This is a genomic window from Enterobacter sp. ODB01, assembly GCF_001623605.1.
Lineage (GTDB): Bacteria > Pseudomonadota > Gammaproteobacteria > Enterobacterales > Enterobacteriaceae > Enterobacter > Enterobacter kobei.
The window spans coordinates 2,674,648-2,689,471 of record NZ_CP015227.1 but is presented as its reverse complement, the minus strand read 5'-3'; the positions used below and the strand labels follow the sequence as shown (position 1 = coordinate 2,689,471).

Genomic DNA, 14,824 nt, shown 5'->3' with positions numbered 1-14,824 from the left:
CAATTATTTCAGAAACGGATGCACCTCCCGCCAGTGGTCGGCAATCTGCTGGCGGGTACAGACCCACACCTGCTCATGCTGCTGCACGTAATCCAGGAACCGCTGTAGCGCGCGAAAACGCCCCGGCCGCCCCAGCAGGCGGCAGTGCATGCCGATAGACATCATTTTCGGCGCGCGCTCCCCCTCCTTGTACAGCACGTCAAAACTGTCCTTCAGATACGTATAAAACTGCTCGGCGGTGTTAAACCCCTGCGCGGTGGCAAAGCGCATATCGTTAGCATCCAGCGTATAGGGCACAATCAGGTGCGGTTTACGGGTCCCGTCGCTACAGGCCACTTCCGTCCAGAAGGGTAAGTCATCGCCATAGTAGTCGCTGTCGTAGTCGAAGCCGCCATGCTCCACGACCAGCTGGCGCGTGTTGGGGCTATCGCGCCCGGTGTACCAGCCTGTGGGCGGTTTGCCAAACAGATCGGTCAGCACGTGCACCGCTTTATGCAGATGCTCGCGCTCCTGGGCGATGTCCATATGCTGATAGTGGATCCAGCGCCAGCCGTGGCTGACCACGTCATAATCCGCCGCCTTAATCGCTTCGACGATTTCCGGATGACGCGCCAGCGCCATCGCTACGCCAAAGACCGTCAGCGGCAGACCGCGTTTTTGAAATTCAGTGTGGATGCGCCAGAACCCGGCGCGGCTGCCGTATTCGTAGAGCGAGTCCATCGACATGTGCCTGTCCGGGTAGCTTGCGGCACCGATGATGTCCGACAGGAACTGCTCGGATCCGGCATCGCCGTGCAGAACGTGGTTTTCCGCTCCTTCCTCGTAATTGAGTACAAACTGCACGGCGATGCGCGCCTGATTCGGCCACCGCGCGTGCGGTGGGTTGCCTGCGTAACCGCGCAGATCACGCGGGTAATCCTGTTCAAAAGTCCCCATTGCCACCCCCAAAAATTAAAATGGATTCAGTGCCTGAAATTGTCCGCTTAACGCTTTATTTTCCGGGAAGGCCAGATCCCCGTGCTTGCTGGTCGACAGCCCCAGTGCCACCAGCGACTCCACCATCTTCACCGCCGCGCTGACGCCGTCGATAACCGGCACGCGCAGTTCGCGCGTCAGCTCCTGCGCCAGCGTCGCCATGCCGCCGCAGCCCAGCACGATGGCCCCGCAGCCATCCTCTTTCAGCGCCTGTATACAGCGCGCGCGCACCTTTTCCTGCGCCACACCGCTGCCGTCTTCCAGCGCCAGCACCGGGAGATCGATGGCATGCAGCGCCGCGCAGTGGTCCTGAAAGCCATACTGATGCAGCAGATGGCGGGCGATAATCAACGTGCGCGGCAGCGTGGTGACCACCGAAAAGCGCGTCGCCACCAGCGTCGCCATATGCATGGCGGCTTCAGCAATCCCTACCACCGGCCCCTGGGCCAGCTCGCGCGCCGCCAGCAGACCCGGGTCGCCAAAGCAGGCAATAACGTGACCATCCACGCCCTGCTGTCTGCCGAGTTTGACCTGTTCGAGAACGCCCACGGCAGCAATGGCCTCGTCAAAGTGGCCTTCGATGGACGGCACGCCTGCGGTCGGGCAGACCGCGAGGATTTCCGTTCCCGGTGCAGCCACCGCACGGGCTGCCGCACCGATGGTTTCCGTCATGGCGAGGCTGGTGTTGGGGTTGATCACTTGTATACAGACAGACGACATTACGACTCCTTGTGGCCGGCAAACAGCCGGGCAAAATCAGGCAGACACTCGCCCGCCCGCTCGAAGCAGAGGCTGGCGACGATATGTTCAAAATGGTGCATTAAGGCCTCGCTGAGCGGCTGGAGCGCCTTCTGGCGCAGCAGATCCACCAGCTGTTCGTGATCGTTGCAGCGACAGCCCTGCCGCCACGGCGCGCCCCAGGTGGCAATCACCAGCGATGAACGCTGGCTCAGGCCGGTCACCATCTCCGTCAGCACCTGGTTGCCGGAGATGGCCTGTAGCTGAATGTGAAAATTGGCGGAGTGGCGGATCGCCGCCGGGCCGTCATAGGCCTCGTGCGCCTGCTGCTCCTGACGAATAATGGCCTCCAGTGCTGCCAGATGCGGCGGCTGGCAGTGGGCCAGCACGTCCGGCAGATTAGCGACCTCCAGCAGCGCGCGGGTGCGGAAGATGTGCCGCGCCTCTTCTACCGTCGGGCTGGCGACGTGTGCACCACGTTTGGGCGTTAAGGTGACCATTTGCACAGCGGCGAGTCGTTGCAGCACCTTTCGGATGCCGGTACGGCTCACGCCAAACACCTCGGCCAGCGCCTCTTCCGGCAATTTGCTCCCCGGCAGCAACTGATGTTCGACAATTGCGGTCATCAGCGCCTGAAAGATGGATTCGTCTTTGTCATGCAGGTCTGGCGCGGTCTGCAGGCCATTTACGTTGTTCATTCACCACTCCGTGCTTTACCTTTCGTTATCGAATCGTATACATAAAAATAAAATATTGCATACAAGATTTATTATTTTGGCCTGGATCCTGCAACACCGTTTGCACTCCAACTCAACGGGTTTTCATTCACAGGAGCAGGTTTCATGCCAAACAGTCAAAACGCGCAGCAGGGTACGGCCGCTGATTCCGGTGCGGTTTACAGCCCACGTCTTTGCAATGAGGATCTGGCACCCACGCGTGACCAGAACTGGAGCTGGTACAACATCTTTTCATTCTGGATGTCGGACGTTCACAGCATGGGGGATATGTGGTCGCCGCGAGCTTCTTTACGCTCGGGCTGGCAAGCTGGCAGGTGTTACTCTGCCTGCTGGTGGGGATTTGTATTGTGCAACTGTGCGCCAACCTGGTCGCAAAACCGAGCCAGATGGCGGGCGTGCCCTATGCCGTGATCAGCCGTCAGGCGTTCGGCGTCTTTGGGGCGAACATTCCGGCGGTGATCCGCGGGCTTATCGCCTTTGCGTGGTATGGCATCCAAACCTACCTGGCCGCCAACGCCCTGATGCTGGTGGCACTGAAGTTCTGGCCGTCGCTCTCTTCACTCACCACCGGCGCGTTCCTCGGCCTGTCACATCTGGGCTGGATCTGCTTCGCCATCATGTGGGTATTGCAGGCGATGGTTTTCTGGCACGGGATGAGCGCCATCAAGCGCTTCATTGATATCGCCGGTCCGGCGGTATACGTAGTGATGCTGGCCCTTGCGGGCTGGATTGTATACAAGACCGGTTTTGACGGGATCTCCTTTACCCTCGCCAGCAAATCCCTGACCGCGGGCGAGCAAACCTGGCAGATGATCACCGCGACCGCGCTGGTGGTCTCCTACTTCTCCGGCCCGCTGCTCAACTTTGGTGACTTCTCCCGCTACGGGAAAAGCATGGGGGAGATCCGCCGCGGTAACCGCTGGGGTCTGCCGTTTAACTTCCTGCTGTTCTCCATCGTCACCGTGGTGATTGTCTCCGGTACCCAGTCGCTGTTTGGCCGCATGATCACCGACCCGATTGAAACCGTCAGCCGTGTGGGTAACGATCTGGCCGTGGCGATTGGCCTGCTGACGATGATCACCGCCACCATCGGGATTAACATTGTGGCGAACTTTGTCTCGCCAGCCTTTGATTTCTCTAACTGCTCGCCGCAGAAAATCAGCTTCCGCACCGGGGGAATGATTGCTGCCGTCGGCTCGATCCTGCTCACCCCGTGGAACCTGTTCAACTCACCGGAGTTAATCCACTACACCCTGGACGTGCTCGGGGCGTTTATCGGCCCGCTGTTCGGCATACTGATTGCCGATTTCTACCTGATTAAACGCGGCAAGGTGTCGGTTGACGACCTGTTCGATGACACGCCAAAGGGCAAATACTGGTATCGCAACGGCTTTAACCCGAAAGCCATCGGCGCGCTGATCCCGTCCGTTGCCGTGGGCCTGGTGATTAGCTTTATCCCGGCCCTGCATGAGGTGGCGAACTTCAGCTGGTTCATCGGCGTCTTCCTCGGCGGCGTGACCTACCGCTGGCTGGCGCGAGAAGATCGCGAGACAGCAGGAGCGACGACGTTCAGCTCCCGCGTGGCAACGCAAAAAGAGTAACCCTTCCCTCCTCCTCTGGCCGCAGCGTAACTGCGGCCCGTTCATTCTGGCACTGTTCTTGCTGCGCTTTCTCACCCCGCTACGCAAACACGAAGGCAGGAACCATGATGGAATACCAGACTGCGATACGCGGTACATTTTTTGACATTGCCCAGGTCTGCGACAGCGCAGACACCATTGCCGAACACGCGCGCTACCTTGAGGACGGGCTGCTGTTTATTCAGAATGGCCACATTCTGGCGCACATGGCGTGGCAGGAGGGCGAGCAGTATCTTGACCCGCACAAAGGCTACACTGACCTGCGCGGCAAGCTGCTGCTGCCCGGTTTTATCGATACCCATGTGCATTATCCGCAAACGGAGATGATCGGCGCCTTTGGCGAGCAGCTGCTGGAGTGGCTGACCACCTATACCTTCCCGGTGGAGAGCCAGTTTGCCGATGAAGCCTACGCGAAAGAGATCGCCGAATTTTTCATTAACCAGCTGGTGAGTAATGGCACCACCACCGCGCTGGTGTTCTGCACGCTGCATCCGGAATCGGTCGAGGCGCTGTTTACTGAGGCGCTGCGCCTCAACATGCGCCTTATCGCCGGGAAGGTGATGATGGACAGACACGCGCCTGACTACCTGAGCGAGGACGCGAAACAGAGCTACCGGCAGACGCGTGAGCTGATCCAGCGCTGGCATCACCGGGGGCGGCTGGGCTATGCCATTACGCCACGCTTTGCCCCGACGTCATCCCCCGAGTTGCTCGCCGCGGTCAGCCTGCTGAGAGAGGAGTTTCCGGATACCTGGCTGCAAACCCATCTGAGCGAAAACCCAAACGAAGTGGCCTGGGTGAACGACCTCTGGCCGGAGCATGAACGCTATCTGGACGTGTATCACCACTACGGCCTGACCGGCGAGCGCAGCGTGTTTGCCCACGCCATCCACCTGCACCACAGCGAGTGGCAATGCCTGCATGACACCGGTTCGGCGGTGGCGTTTTGCCCCACCTCGAACCTGTTTCTCGGTAGCGGGCTGTTTCGCCTGCCCGCCTGCTGGCAGCACAGAGTGAGGATGGGCATCGGCACTGACGTGGGTGCGGGCACCACCTTCAGCATGCTGCGTACCCTGGGGGAAGCGTACAAGGTGGGTCAGCTCCAGAGCTACCGTCTCCGCGCCAGCGAGGCGTTTTACCACGCCACGCTGGGCGGCGCGCACGCCCTCCGGCTTGACGAGAAGATTGGCAACTTCACGCCCGGCAAAGAGGCGGATTTCGTCGTCATCGACCCGGACGTAACGCCGCTGCAGCGCCTGCGCAATCGCCGCTGCCAGGACATTTACGAGCAGCTCTTTGTGCTGATGACCCTGGGCGATGAGCGCAACATCAGCGAAACCTGGGTCAACGGCGTGCAGGTGTGGTCAGCTGCCCCGGTAGGTTGACCAGCCGCCGGGCGCAATCACAAACGGCAGATGGAAATGCTCGTCTGCCGATTCTCCCGTCACAAACTCAATCTGCGCGCAGGGATAGATCGTCTCGCGGCCTGCGTCGCTAAACCACTTACCGATTTCGGCCACCAGCCGGTAGCGGCCTTTTGCCAGGTTCGGGACGAATTCTGTGATGCGCCCACTGGCGTTCGTGACGCCAGTCGCCATGATCTCCCCGTCCCGCTCAAGATGAACCGTCACGCCCTCGGCGGGTTTCCCCGTTGAAATATCGAGAATATGGGTGCTGAGTGTGCTCATTCGCTAATGACTCCTTCCAGCCGCAGCAGCGTAATTTCCCGCAGCTGTTCCAGCGCGGTCAATACTTCCTGCGTATCGTTGTTTTCCAGCCGCGCGTTCAGCGCCTGTAAGATCTCTTCTCCGCTGCGGCCCTTCGCGCGGATAAGAAAGACCCGTCCGAAACGGGCTTCATAGCGGGCGTTTCCTTCCCGTAACGCCTGCGTCAGGGCAGCATCGCGGTCATTCACCGCGCCCTGTTCCTGGCGCGACAGTGCTGCCTCCGCCTGGGAACCCGCTGGCTTTTCCCCGATACGCGGATGGGCGCTCAGGGCTTGCGTTAACGCCGTCTCATCCCAGCGTTGCGTCAGCGCCAGTGCCGTACTGAACACGTCTTCCCGGCGGGAATAGGGCCGCCCGCGCACCAGGGCTTCAGCCCAGCCGGGGATCGCCACGCAGGGGTGGAGTAGCGCGAGAGATTCTTTCTCAGGAAGCCGATTAAAGTCGTGCAGTGCGATCATAGTATCTCCTTGATTATCCTCTTTCAGGTCATTGCACAAACCACGCCACTCCTTTGCCTGAGCGTGAAACAGTTGATTCCGTATAGCTCAACTGGAAATTTTTGATTCAAAAAAAGGCAAGCTCACCGCGTCTGCGCACCTTAGCAGTGCAAACCTGCCCTTCACAACGCCGTTTTCACCCCGTTGCAGCCTGGTACGCAAATTGCTGAATGGCTTTACACCCTGCAAAAGGAGAGAAGCATGAAAGCAATCGTTATTGGTGCGGGAATTGGCGGCCTGAGCGCCGCTGTTGCGCTGAAGAAAGCGGGCATCGACTGTACCGTGTTTGAAGCCGTCAAAGCGATCAAGCCCGTCGGGGCGGCCATCTCCATCTGGCCTAACGGCGTGAAATGCATGCAGCACCTCGGCATGGGCGACATCATCGAGACGTACGGCGGGCCGATGCGTTTTATGGCCTACAAAGATTACCGGCGCGGCGATACCCTGACCCGCTTTAGCCTCGCGCCGCTGGTCGAGCGCACCGGCGGGCGTCCCTGCCCCGTCTCGCGTGCGGAACTTCAGCGCGAAATGCTGGACTTCTGGGGGCGCGATAACGTGCAGTTTGGCAAGCGCGTCGAACGTGTCCGGGAAGATGACGCGGGCGTGAGCGTCACCTTCACCGATGGCACCGCGGCAACCGGGGATTTTCTGATTGCCGCCGACGGCAGCCACTCGGCGGTTCGTCCGTATGTGCTGGGGTATACGCCGGAGCGCCGCTACGCCGGTTACGTGAACTGGAACGGGCTGGTGAAGATTGATGAAGAGATTGCCCCGGCGCACCAGTGGACCACCTTCGTTGGTGAGGGCAAACGCGTATCGCTGATGCCCGTCTCCGGCGGACGCTTCTACTTCTTCTTTGACGTGCCGCTCCCTGCGGGTCTGGCAGAAGATCGCACCACCCTGCGTGCCGATCTCACGGGCTACTTCCGCGGCTGGGCGCCGCCGGTGCAAAAGCTTATCGCCGCGCTCGATCCTGACACCACTAACCGGATTGAAATCCACGACATCGAACCGTTCGATACCCTGGTGCGCGGCAACGTCGCGCTGCTTGGCGATGCCGGGCACAGCACCACGCCGGATATCGGCCAGGGCGGCTGTGCGGCGATGGAAGATGCCGTGGTGCTGGGCGAATGCCTGCGAGAGAACCACAACATTACGCTGGCGCTGCGACAGTACGAAGCGCTGCGCTGCGACCGGGTGCGTGACCTGGTGCTGAAGGCGCGCAAACGCTGCGACGTCACCCACGGCAAAGACATGACGTTGACGCAGGCCTGGTATCAGGAGCTGAAAGAGGAGACCGGGGAGCGCATCATCAACGGTCTGTGCGAAACCATTCAGGGCGGCCCGTTAGGCTGAACAAGAGGGACAACGATGAAAAGAGAACCGACTCCACCCGCCCACTGTACCTTTGAGCCAGAGGACTGGCTGCGCCTGGCGAAATGCTGGCATCCGGTTGCACGCGCCTGCGACATCGGCCCGGCACCGGTTAAAGCAACCCTGCTGGATGAACAGCTGGTCATTTATCGGATTAACGACCAGGTCGTGGTCGCCCGGGATGTCTGTCCGCACCGCGGCGTGCCGCTGACGCTGGGCTTTCACGATGAGCACGGCATTATTTGTCCGTACCACGGCTTACGCTTCGGAGAGGACGGGCGCTGCAACCGTATCCCGTCCAGCCCCGACCAGCCCGTTCCGGCGAAGCTGAACCTGATTAACTACGCCGTGGAGGAGCGCTTTGGCCTGATCTGGACCTGTCTGGCCTTTGACCCGGACAATCCGGTACCGCTGCCCGCCATGCCGCACTGGGATGACGACGGATTCCAGCAGATTAACTGCCCGGCGTTCGAGGTGAATGGCTTCGCCGGCCGCCAGGTGGAAGGATTTCTGGACGTGGCGCACTTTGCCTGGATCCACACCGATACCTTTGCCGATCCCAATAATCAACTGGTTCCCACCTATCAGCCGCAGGAGACGCCGTTCGGTTTCGTGGCCGATTACTGGAGTTCCGTGAGCAACTATCCCGCCAGTTCAGATGTCCAGGCTCCGGAGGGCTTCCAGTGGCTGCGTCATTTTGAAATGCATCTGCCGTTTACCGCCACGCTGACGATCCATTTCCCGGGGGAATCCCGACTGGTGATTATGAACGCCGCGTCGCCAGTATCATCGCGGGTGACCCGGATGTTCGCCCCTATCGCGCGCAACTTCGATCTGCATATTCCGGTGGAAGATGTGCATGCCTTCAATCTGCGCATTTTTGAAGAAGACCGTCTGATGGTCGAAACCCAGCGCCCGGAAAGCCTGCCGCTGGATCTGACGCTCGAAGCCCATATCCCGGCGGATAAAAGCTCGATTGCCTACCGTCGGGGACTGAAAAAGATGGGATTCGGCGAATTTTTCCTGGTATGACGGAGGCCAATATGTTGAGCGTTATCGTTGATGGGCTGTGGCGTGAGGGGGATAAAAGCCTCGCCGTCAGGCTGGTGGCGGAAAACGGCGCCGCGCTACCGGCGTGGCAGCCCGGCGCGCATATTGATGTGCACCTGCCCTGCGGCCTGGTGCGCCAGTATTCCCTGACCGGAGCCTGTGAGGACGAGGGGTATCTTATCTGCGTGGGGCGCGAAACCGCCTCGCGCGGCGGGTCGCGCTACGTTCACGAGACGCTGCGGCCTGGACAGAAACTCACGATCTCCGCCCCACGCAATCTGTTCCCGCTCGTTCAGTCAGAGCGGGTTTTACTCCTGGCTGCGGGCATTGGCATTACGCCGCTGTTTGCGATGGCCCTGCAGCTGAAGGCGGCCGGAACGCCGTTTACGCTGCATTATTACGTTAAAAATCGCGAAAGCGCGGCGTTTGTTCGGGAACTCTCAAAGTACGGTGAGTGCATCATTCATACCCTCAGCCCCCGCTCAGCGCTGGCAGAACATCTCCCCATACCGGAAGCGGGACTGCATGCCTGGGTGTGCGGACCTGCGGGTTTTATGGAGAAAGTCCGCAATGTGGCAACGACGAAGGGATGGGATAACGCCCACATTCACAGCGAGGCGTTTCAGCCTGCTGCGCCTGCCGCTGGTCATGAAACCGGCGAGATCTTTACCGTTAAACTGGCCTCCACCGGGGAGCGCTGGCCGGTGCCTGCGGATAAAACCATTGCCCAAGTCTTACAGGCAAACGGCGTAGACGTACCGCTGTCCTGTGAAATGGGGATCTGCGGCGCCTGCCTGACGCCGGTGATTGACGGCGTGGTGGATCACCGGGACAGCGTGCAGTCGGAGGCGGAAAAAGGCGCAACAAACCAGCAGGTGGCGCTGTGCTGCTCGCGGAGCCATTCGGGGGAGCTGGTGATTGGGCTGTAAAACGACATCAACATTTTAGCGGCCCTTCTTGCCGGGTGGCGCTGTGCTTACCCGGCCTACAATCCGTAACAATATCAATATATTGCACTATTCATTGTAGGCCCGTGCAAGCGTAGCGCCGCCGGGCGAAACTCACACATCGCTTTTTGCCAGCCCGTAAACGGGATCGCTATCCTGCCACGCGTACTCAATATGGCTGGCCTGCTCGCGCGCCAGGGCATCATCGCCCTGTAATCGCGCCGCCAGGGTAAAGGCGAAATCAAATACGTTACCCAGGCCGCGACCGCTCAGCAGATTGCCGTCTTCCACCACCTCGGCATCGACGTACCTGCCCTCGCTGACTGTTTTCCACAGATCGCCGGAACAGACGTAGCGGCGCCCCTTCAGCAGCCCGTTACCGCCCAGCACACGGGCGGCGGCGGAACAAATCGGGCAGATATATTTGCCCATTTCATCGTGGCGGCGGACGAAGGCGATGACCTCCGCGCTTTTCGCCAGGTTAACGCTGCCCTCCGGGCCGCCCGGTAACACCACGGCGTCAAAGGTGCAATCGAAACTGGCCTTCAGGGTGCTGTCCGCCACCATTGAGATGGCGTGATAGCTCACCACTTCGCGGCTCTCGCCGCAGGCAATCGTCTGCACCGTAATATTCAGGCGACGCAGGATATCAATGGTGACGATCGCTTCCCCCTCTTCAAAACCGGGGGCTAATAGCACGGCTACGCTTTTCATTTTGCTCTCCATGGCTTCAGGGTTACCAGTACGGGTGCCAAATCTGTCGCAGCCGCGCCAGCAGCTCAAGATAGAAATAGTCTCCCCAGCTACAGCACTGATCGACCCCCTTGCCGCTGCCCATATGATAAACCGAGTGTTGCAGCAGCCCTTCGGTCGGATCGTCGTCGTGGGCAAGGTAGTTATCGGTCAGCGACAGCGCAATACGCAGCGCCATCTCTTCGTAATACGCACGGTTTGCGTCGAGCGTCGGCAGCGCCTTGACCAGCTCCAGCAGACCGCAAGCGGCAATCGCCGCCGCTGAACTGTCGCGCACGGCGTCGGTGCCGAGCAGCGCCAGATCCCAGTGGCACACATCATCTTCCGGCAAACGGTTGAGGAAGTAATGTGCCAGGCTGCGTGACAGCTCAACCATCTGCTTATCGCCGGTGTGCTGATAGCTGAGCAGGAAGCCGTAAATGCCCCATGCCTGCCCGCGCGACCAGCACGAGGTATCGCTGTAGCCCTGATGGGTGTTGCCAAAGCGCGGCTCACCCGTCTGCACATCCATATAGTAAGTGTGATACGTCGAGGCATCTTCCCGCACGATATAGTTCGCGGCCTGTCCGGCGTGAGCCGTCGCCGCTTGCGCATAGCGCGGATCTCCGGTCTGTTCGCTGGCCCAGTACAGCAGCGGCAGGTTCATGTTGCAGTCGATGATCATTCGCCCCTGCTGCTCCGGGTCGTTTAAATCACCCCATGCCTGGATAATCCTGGCCGTTGGGTTAAAACGCTCCATCAGGCGCTCGGCTGCCAGCAGCGCCGACCGGCGAGCGGCTTCGTTGCCGGTGAGGCGCCAGGCGCTGATGCAGGAGAGCGAATAGAGAAAACCAAGATCGTGCGTTGCCGTGTCGATACGCTGCTCAATACGCCGGGCGAACGACGGTAAATAGCGCTCGGCGGCGTCACGATAATGCGCTTTGCCCGTCATCTCCCACGCCAGCCACAGCTGGCCTGGCCAAAAACTGGTGGTCCATTCCACGTTATCGGTGCGCGGCCAGACGCCGTTCTCACAGGCTTCGCCGGGGAATTTATCGCCGAAGGCAACAATATTTTTGTCGAGCTTGCGCGTTACGCGGGTTAACGCCGCTTCCAGCTTCTGGCTCAGGGCCAGGCGATCGACCTGATGCAGTTCGATCGGCCGCAGCGCTTCGGTGATAACAGATTTGATCATAACAACTCCTGAATTAATGTTTGGCCGGTTCAACCGGGGCGGAATCTAATGTTGGAGCAAAGGGGCGTGAGACATCGCACTTAGACTGGCAGCGCGACAGCGTAAAGGCGGAAATCAGCGTAAATATCAGGGCGCAGCAGCCCATCAGCAGATAGGTATGCTCAAAGCCTATCCTGTCGTACAAATAGCCAGCAGGTGGGGCGACCACAATCGACCCCACGTAAATCATCGCCTGGTAGCCCAGCAGGTACATCGTGGCGTTAACCCGACGATGGAAATGTTCGGCGATGTATTTGAAGACCGAGATCAGCAGCAGCGCGATCTCGACGCCATAAAACGGTTTGATGATAGAGATCACTATCGGGTCACTGGTGAGTCCGGAGGCGATCAGCCGAGCCCCGACCACGCAGCCGCAGAACACCAGGCCGCGCTTGGCGCCGTAGTGATTCACCAGCCACGGGATACACATCATCATCAGGAATTCCATACCCGACTGGACGGTGCTCAGGTAGCCGTACCAGGCATTTCCCTGCTCTTTGGTGGCGAAGAATGATACGAAGTAGCGCGGGAATTGCTGTTCGGCGATAAACATCATCCACGCCACCCCGGCGACGTAGAGGCTGAACATCCAGAATTTGCGGTTTTTCAGGAGCATCAGCACATCGGCGAAGACAATCTTATTCGCGGAAATAACGCTGTTATTACGCAGCTGCTCATCGCCGATTTTGAGGCTAATCAGCACCAGCAGCATCAGTACCGAGGTACCGCTGCTGAGCAGAAAGTTGGCCAGCGGCGTGACGTTAAACAACAGCCCGGAGACCGAAGCCGCCATCGCCCAGCCCAGCGAACCCCACATTCTGATACGGCCAAACTCCAGCCCGTACAGGCGGCTAAAGCGGTCTGCGTAAGATTCAGACGCCGCCACGCCAGCGTACCAGCCCAGGCTCAGATACAGCGCGCCGATGATAATCCCGGCCATCGCATGGCTTTCCAGCAGCGGCTGGTACACCAGCGCAAAAAACGGTGCCATCAGCGCAGAAATGGCGCAGACAAAATAGAGCAGCCACTTGCTCATGCCGATTTTGTCCATGATGTAGCCATACACCGGCTTCAGGACAACCGCGAAGACGCCATTGATGGCGAACACGCTGCCGATAGTGATGCTATCGAGGCCCACTTTCTGGCTCAGCCACAAGGCGTACAGGCCAAAGCTGGATGACCAGGTGAAGAAGTAGAGAAAAATAAAGGTACTCATTTTGTACTGTGCGGCGCGTACGGACGATGATGTGCTCATAGCGATGTCTCCGGGGCCAGAACGAGCGTCGTTTTTTGTCGTGCCATCACGAAGCGTACCGCGTCATCGCTAATGAAGGCCTGCGGGCAGTGTTGCGGATCGAAGCCTGCGGCATTTCCCGCCCACACCGCGCTTATCAGCAAATGCGTGCCGGGATCGAGTTCGCCGCGCAGCAGCGGCACTGCCGCGCGCTCGGCAAACAACAGATTACTGTTTGGTGGCGTCACCACCGTTTCGCCGCGGCGGGCGTGCGGATGTAAACAGAAAATGGCTGAGGCATCCTGGGCATTGCGTAACCAGCAGGCGCTTTCCATCTCCTGCGCCTGCGGCTGTGGGCGGTTCGCGAGGCTAAAGCCCCCTTCCGCGCAATCCAGCTCGCGTTGAGTATTGATACGATGGACGCGCAGTTGCCAGTCGCCCAGCGCCAGCAGCCAGCTCTCAATCACCACGTCGCGCCACGGCAGCCAGCGGCTGTATATGGTACCGTCGGCGGTGACCACGTGCTGGCATTCACGGCGGCCACGCCAGTAGTTATCTTTTTCGGCCAGCAGCAGCATCGAATCGGGTGCGGCATGGTTCAGGCCGTAGCGCCCGCGTTCGAGGGTGAAGCCAAAGCGGGTGGAATAGGCAAATTTGCAGTATTTCGCTTCGGTATTCACGAAGTTGTTCAGCTCCAGCTGGCCGGACGTCAGCATCCACAGGTGATCGGCCTGATGCACCACCACCTGATCCGCGTGGGCTATCGTGTGCTGCGCGGGCAATGGCGGCAGCGGCAGCTCGGCCGCCTGCCAGAAGGCGTCGCCCTCATCTAATGCCAGTACCAGCAGGGTCTTCAGGCCCCAGTACGGTGAACCCGGCGCGTTGTAGTCTTCCGCCATCACCAGATTCGGGTAGCTGTAGCCGACGCTCAGTATGCCGTCACGGTCGAATATCGGCTGCTTCAGCCACCAGCGCAGATGGCGCAGCACGATGCCCTTAATTACGCCCGGCGAAAAGACCTCCAGCCCGGCGAAAGCCGCCGCACTCCAGAACGCCGCCTCGGCAAAGCGGTAGGTCAGGCTACGGCCAAACGGGATCGCCGCGCCGTCTTCGGCAAAGAAATGAATGAAGTCAGAGGAGAAACGCGCGGCGCGATCGCGCAGGGTTGGGCACCGCGTTGGATCGACATCGGCCATTAGCTTCGCGTAAATCAGTCCATAGAAATGGAAGCCCATCGAGATGTAATAGTCGCGCGGCCGGCCCGGTCCATCGGAGTACCAGCCATCGCCAAGATAGTAGTGCTCCATGGCAGCGAAATGATTTTCCAGCGCCTGCGGATGGGTCGGCATGCCACAATAATGGAAGCCAACCTGCACCAGAATCGGAAAGAAGTGCCAGTTGTTATCGGGGATATCCTGGGTCTCGCACTGCTTTAGCCAGCGCCATAGATTCTCTTTCTCCGTCTCAGTGAAATGTGCCAGTACGGTTTCGCCCGCCAGCGCCAGCATTAACCCGTAAGCCGCCATTTCGACGATTCGCTGATCGAAAGGGCCGACATCGCCCCAGTAATCAGCATGCTGCGGATTGGTGCCGTTTTTTATCGCCTGTAAATAGAAAGAGAAGTGTTGCGGCTCGCTGCCGCCAGCCAACAATGGCGTGATGCCCCACAGCAGGCGGGAAAAGGTTTCCATGCTCGCGACCTGCTGGCCGTAGTGAGCGGTAAAGTTCGCTAAATCAATGCGGCTGGCGTCTTTTTTAAAATAAGGCGTCACCGCGTTCAGCATATCGTTAACCAGCCGCAGTACCTCATCACGGCTCGTCAGTGGGTTATCCACATGAATATTTTCAGGTTGCACAGGGTCCTCCCGCATAACACGAGGGTAGAGATAAGTTATTGTTATTTGGCTTTTTAAAGCCACGAGTGCGACGTCTGAATGAA

General features: G+C 59.5%; 12 protein-coding genes and 2 pseudogenes. 5 read left to right on the top strand and 9 right to left on the bottom strand.

Annotated features, from left to right (window positions below):
• Positions 1–3: 3 nt before the first annotated feature.
• The 3 genes and pseudogenes from puuE to A4308_RS12715 form a co-directional block, all read right to left on the bottom strand.
• Entirely contained in the window at positions 4–903 is a 900-nt protein-coding gene (gene puuE, locus A4308_RS12725) for an allantoinase PuuE (protein WP_231867154.1), read from the bottom strand.
• Positions 824–1,695, bottom strand: a pseudogene (locus tag A4308_RS12720) (aspartate/glutamate racemase family protein); the annotation flags it as partial. The gene puuE and the pseudogene A4308_RS12720, both read right to left, overlap by 80 nt.
• Positions 1,695–2,411, bottom strand: coding sequence for a GntR family transcriptional regulator (locus A4308_RS12715; protein WP_014883286.1), 717 nt, complete (start codon positions 2,409–2,411; stop codon positions 1,695–1,697). The gene A4308_RS12715 and the pseudogene A4308_RS12720, both read right to left, overlap by 1 nt.
• A gap of 144 nt (positions 2,412–2,555) precedes the next feature.
• Between A4308_RS12715 and A4308_RS12710 the strand changes: the two are divergent.
• Both A4308_RS12710 and guaD read left to right on the top strand, forming a co-directional pair.
• Positions 2,556–4,051 (top strand): annotated as a pseudogene (locus A4308_RS12710) (NCS1 family nucleobase:cation symporter-1).
• Positions 4,052–4,158: 107 nt separating this feature from the next.
• Positions 4,159–5,475, top strand: a complete 1,317-nt coding sequence (guaD, locus tag A4308_RS12705; protein ID WP_045269370.1) for a guanine deaminase — start codon at positions 4,159–4,161, stop codon at positions 5,473–5,475.
• Here the strand turns inward: guaD and uraH are convergent.
• Together uraH and uraD are read right to left on the bottom strand one after the other, a co-directional pair.
• Positions 5,455–5,778, bottom strand: coding sequence for a hydroxyisourate hydrolase (uraH, locus tag A4308_RS12700; protein WP_014883283.1), 324 nt, complete (start codon positions 5,776–5,778; stop codon positions 5,455–5,457). The two genes, guaD and uraH, sit on opposite strands and share 21 nt — an antisense overlap.
• On the bottom strand, positions 5,775–6,275 hold the full coding sequence (gene uraD / locus A4308_RS12695) for a 2-oxo-4-hydroxy-4-carboxy-5-ureidoimidazoline decarboxylase (RefSeq protein ID WP_023332641.1): 501 nt from the start codon (positions 6,273–6,275) through the stop codon (positions 5,775–5,777). The genes uraH and uraD overlap by 4 nt, the downstream gene beginning before the upstream one ends.
• Positions 6,276–6,515: 240 nt before the next feature.
• Here uraD and hpxO point away from each other — a divergent pair, with 240 nt between their 5' ends.
• The 3 genes from hpxO to A4308_RS12680 are packed head-to-tail and all read left to right on the top strand — an operon-like array spanning position 6,516 to position 9,667.
• Positions 6,516–7,670 (top strand): FAD-dependent urate hydroxylase HpxO, encoded by a 1,155-nt coding sequence (hpxO, locus tag A4308_RS12690; protein ID WP_023337051.1) that lies wholly within the window; start codon positions 6,516–6,518, stop codon positions 7,668–7,670.
• A gap of 15 nt (positions 7,671–7,685) precedes the next feature.
• Positions 7,686–8,720 carry a molybdenum cofactor-independent xanthine hydroxylase subunit HpxD gene (hpxD, locus tag A4308_RS12685; protein ID WP_014883280.1) on the top strand — a complete coding sequence of 345 codons (1,035 nt, stop codon included), beginning with the start codon at positions 7,686–7,688 and terminating at the stop codon, positions 8,718–8,720.
• A gap of 11 nt (positions 8,721–8,731) precedes the next feature.
• Positions 8,732–9,667, top strand: a complete 936-nt coding sequence (locus A4308_RS12680) for a PDR/VanB family oxidoreductase (protein ID WP_045281271.1) — start codon at positions 8,732–8,734, stop codon at positions 9,665–9,667.
• A gap of 132 nt (positions 9,668–9,799) precedes the next feature.
• Here the strand turns inward: A4308_RS12680 and A4308_RS12675 are convergent, their stop codons facing one another.
• The 4 genes from A4308_RS12675 to A4308_RS12660 are packed head-to-tail and all read right to left on the bottom strand — an operon-like array spanning position 9,800 to position 14,741.
• A complete protein-coding gene (locus A4308_RS12675) occupies positions 9,800–10,399 on the bottom strand; it encodes a DJ-1/PfpI family protein (protein WP_014883278.1) in 600 nt (199 codons plus the stop codon).
• A 22-nt stretch (positions 10,400–10,421) separates the two neighbouring features.
• On the bottom strand, positions 10,422–11,612 hold the full coding sequence (locus tag A4308_RS12670) for a glycoside hydrolase family 88 protein (RefSeq protein ID WP_045281272.1): 1,191 nt from the start codon (positions 11,610–11,612) through the stop codon (positions 10,422–10,424).
• A 13-nt stretch (positions 11,613–11,625) separates the two neighbouring features.
• Positions 11,626–12,906 (bottom strand): oligosaccharide MFS transporter, encoded by a 1,281-nt coding sequence (locus tag A4308_RS12665; protein ID WP_045281273.1) that lies wholly within the window; start codon positions 12,904–12,906, stop codon positions 11,626–11,628.
• Complete coding sequence (locus tag A4308_RS12660; protein ID WP_063308631.1) at positions 12,903–14,741, bottom strand: DUF2264 domain-containing protein; 1,839 nt, start codon at positions 14,739–14,741, stop codon at positions 12,903–12,905. Before A4308_RS12660 ends, A4308_RS12665 begins: the two co-directional genes overlap by 4 nt.
• Positions 14,742–14,824: the final 83 nt, after the last annotated feature.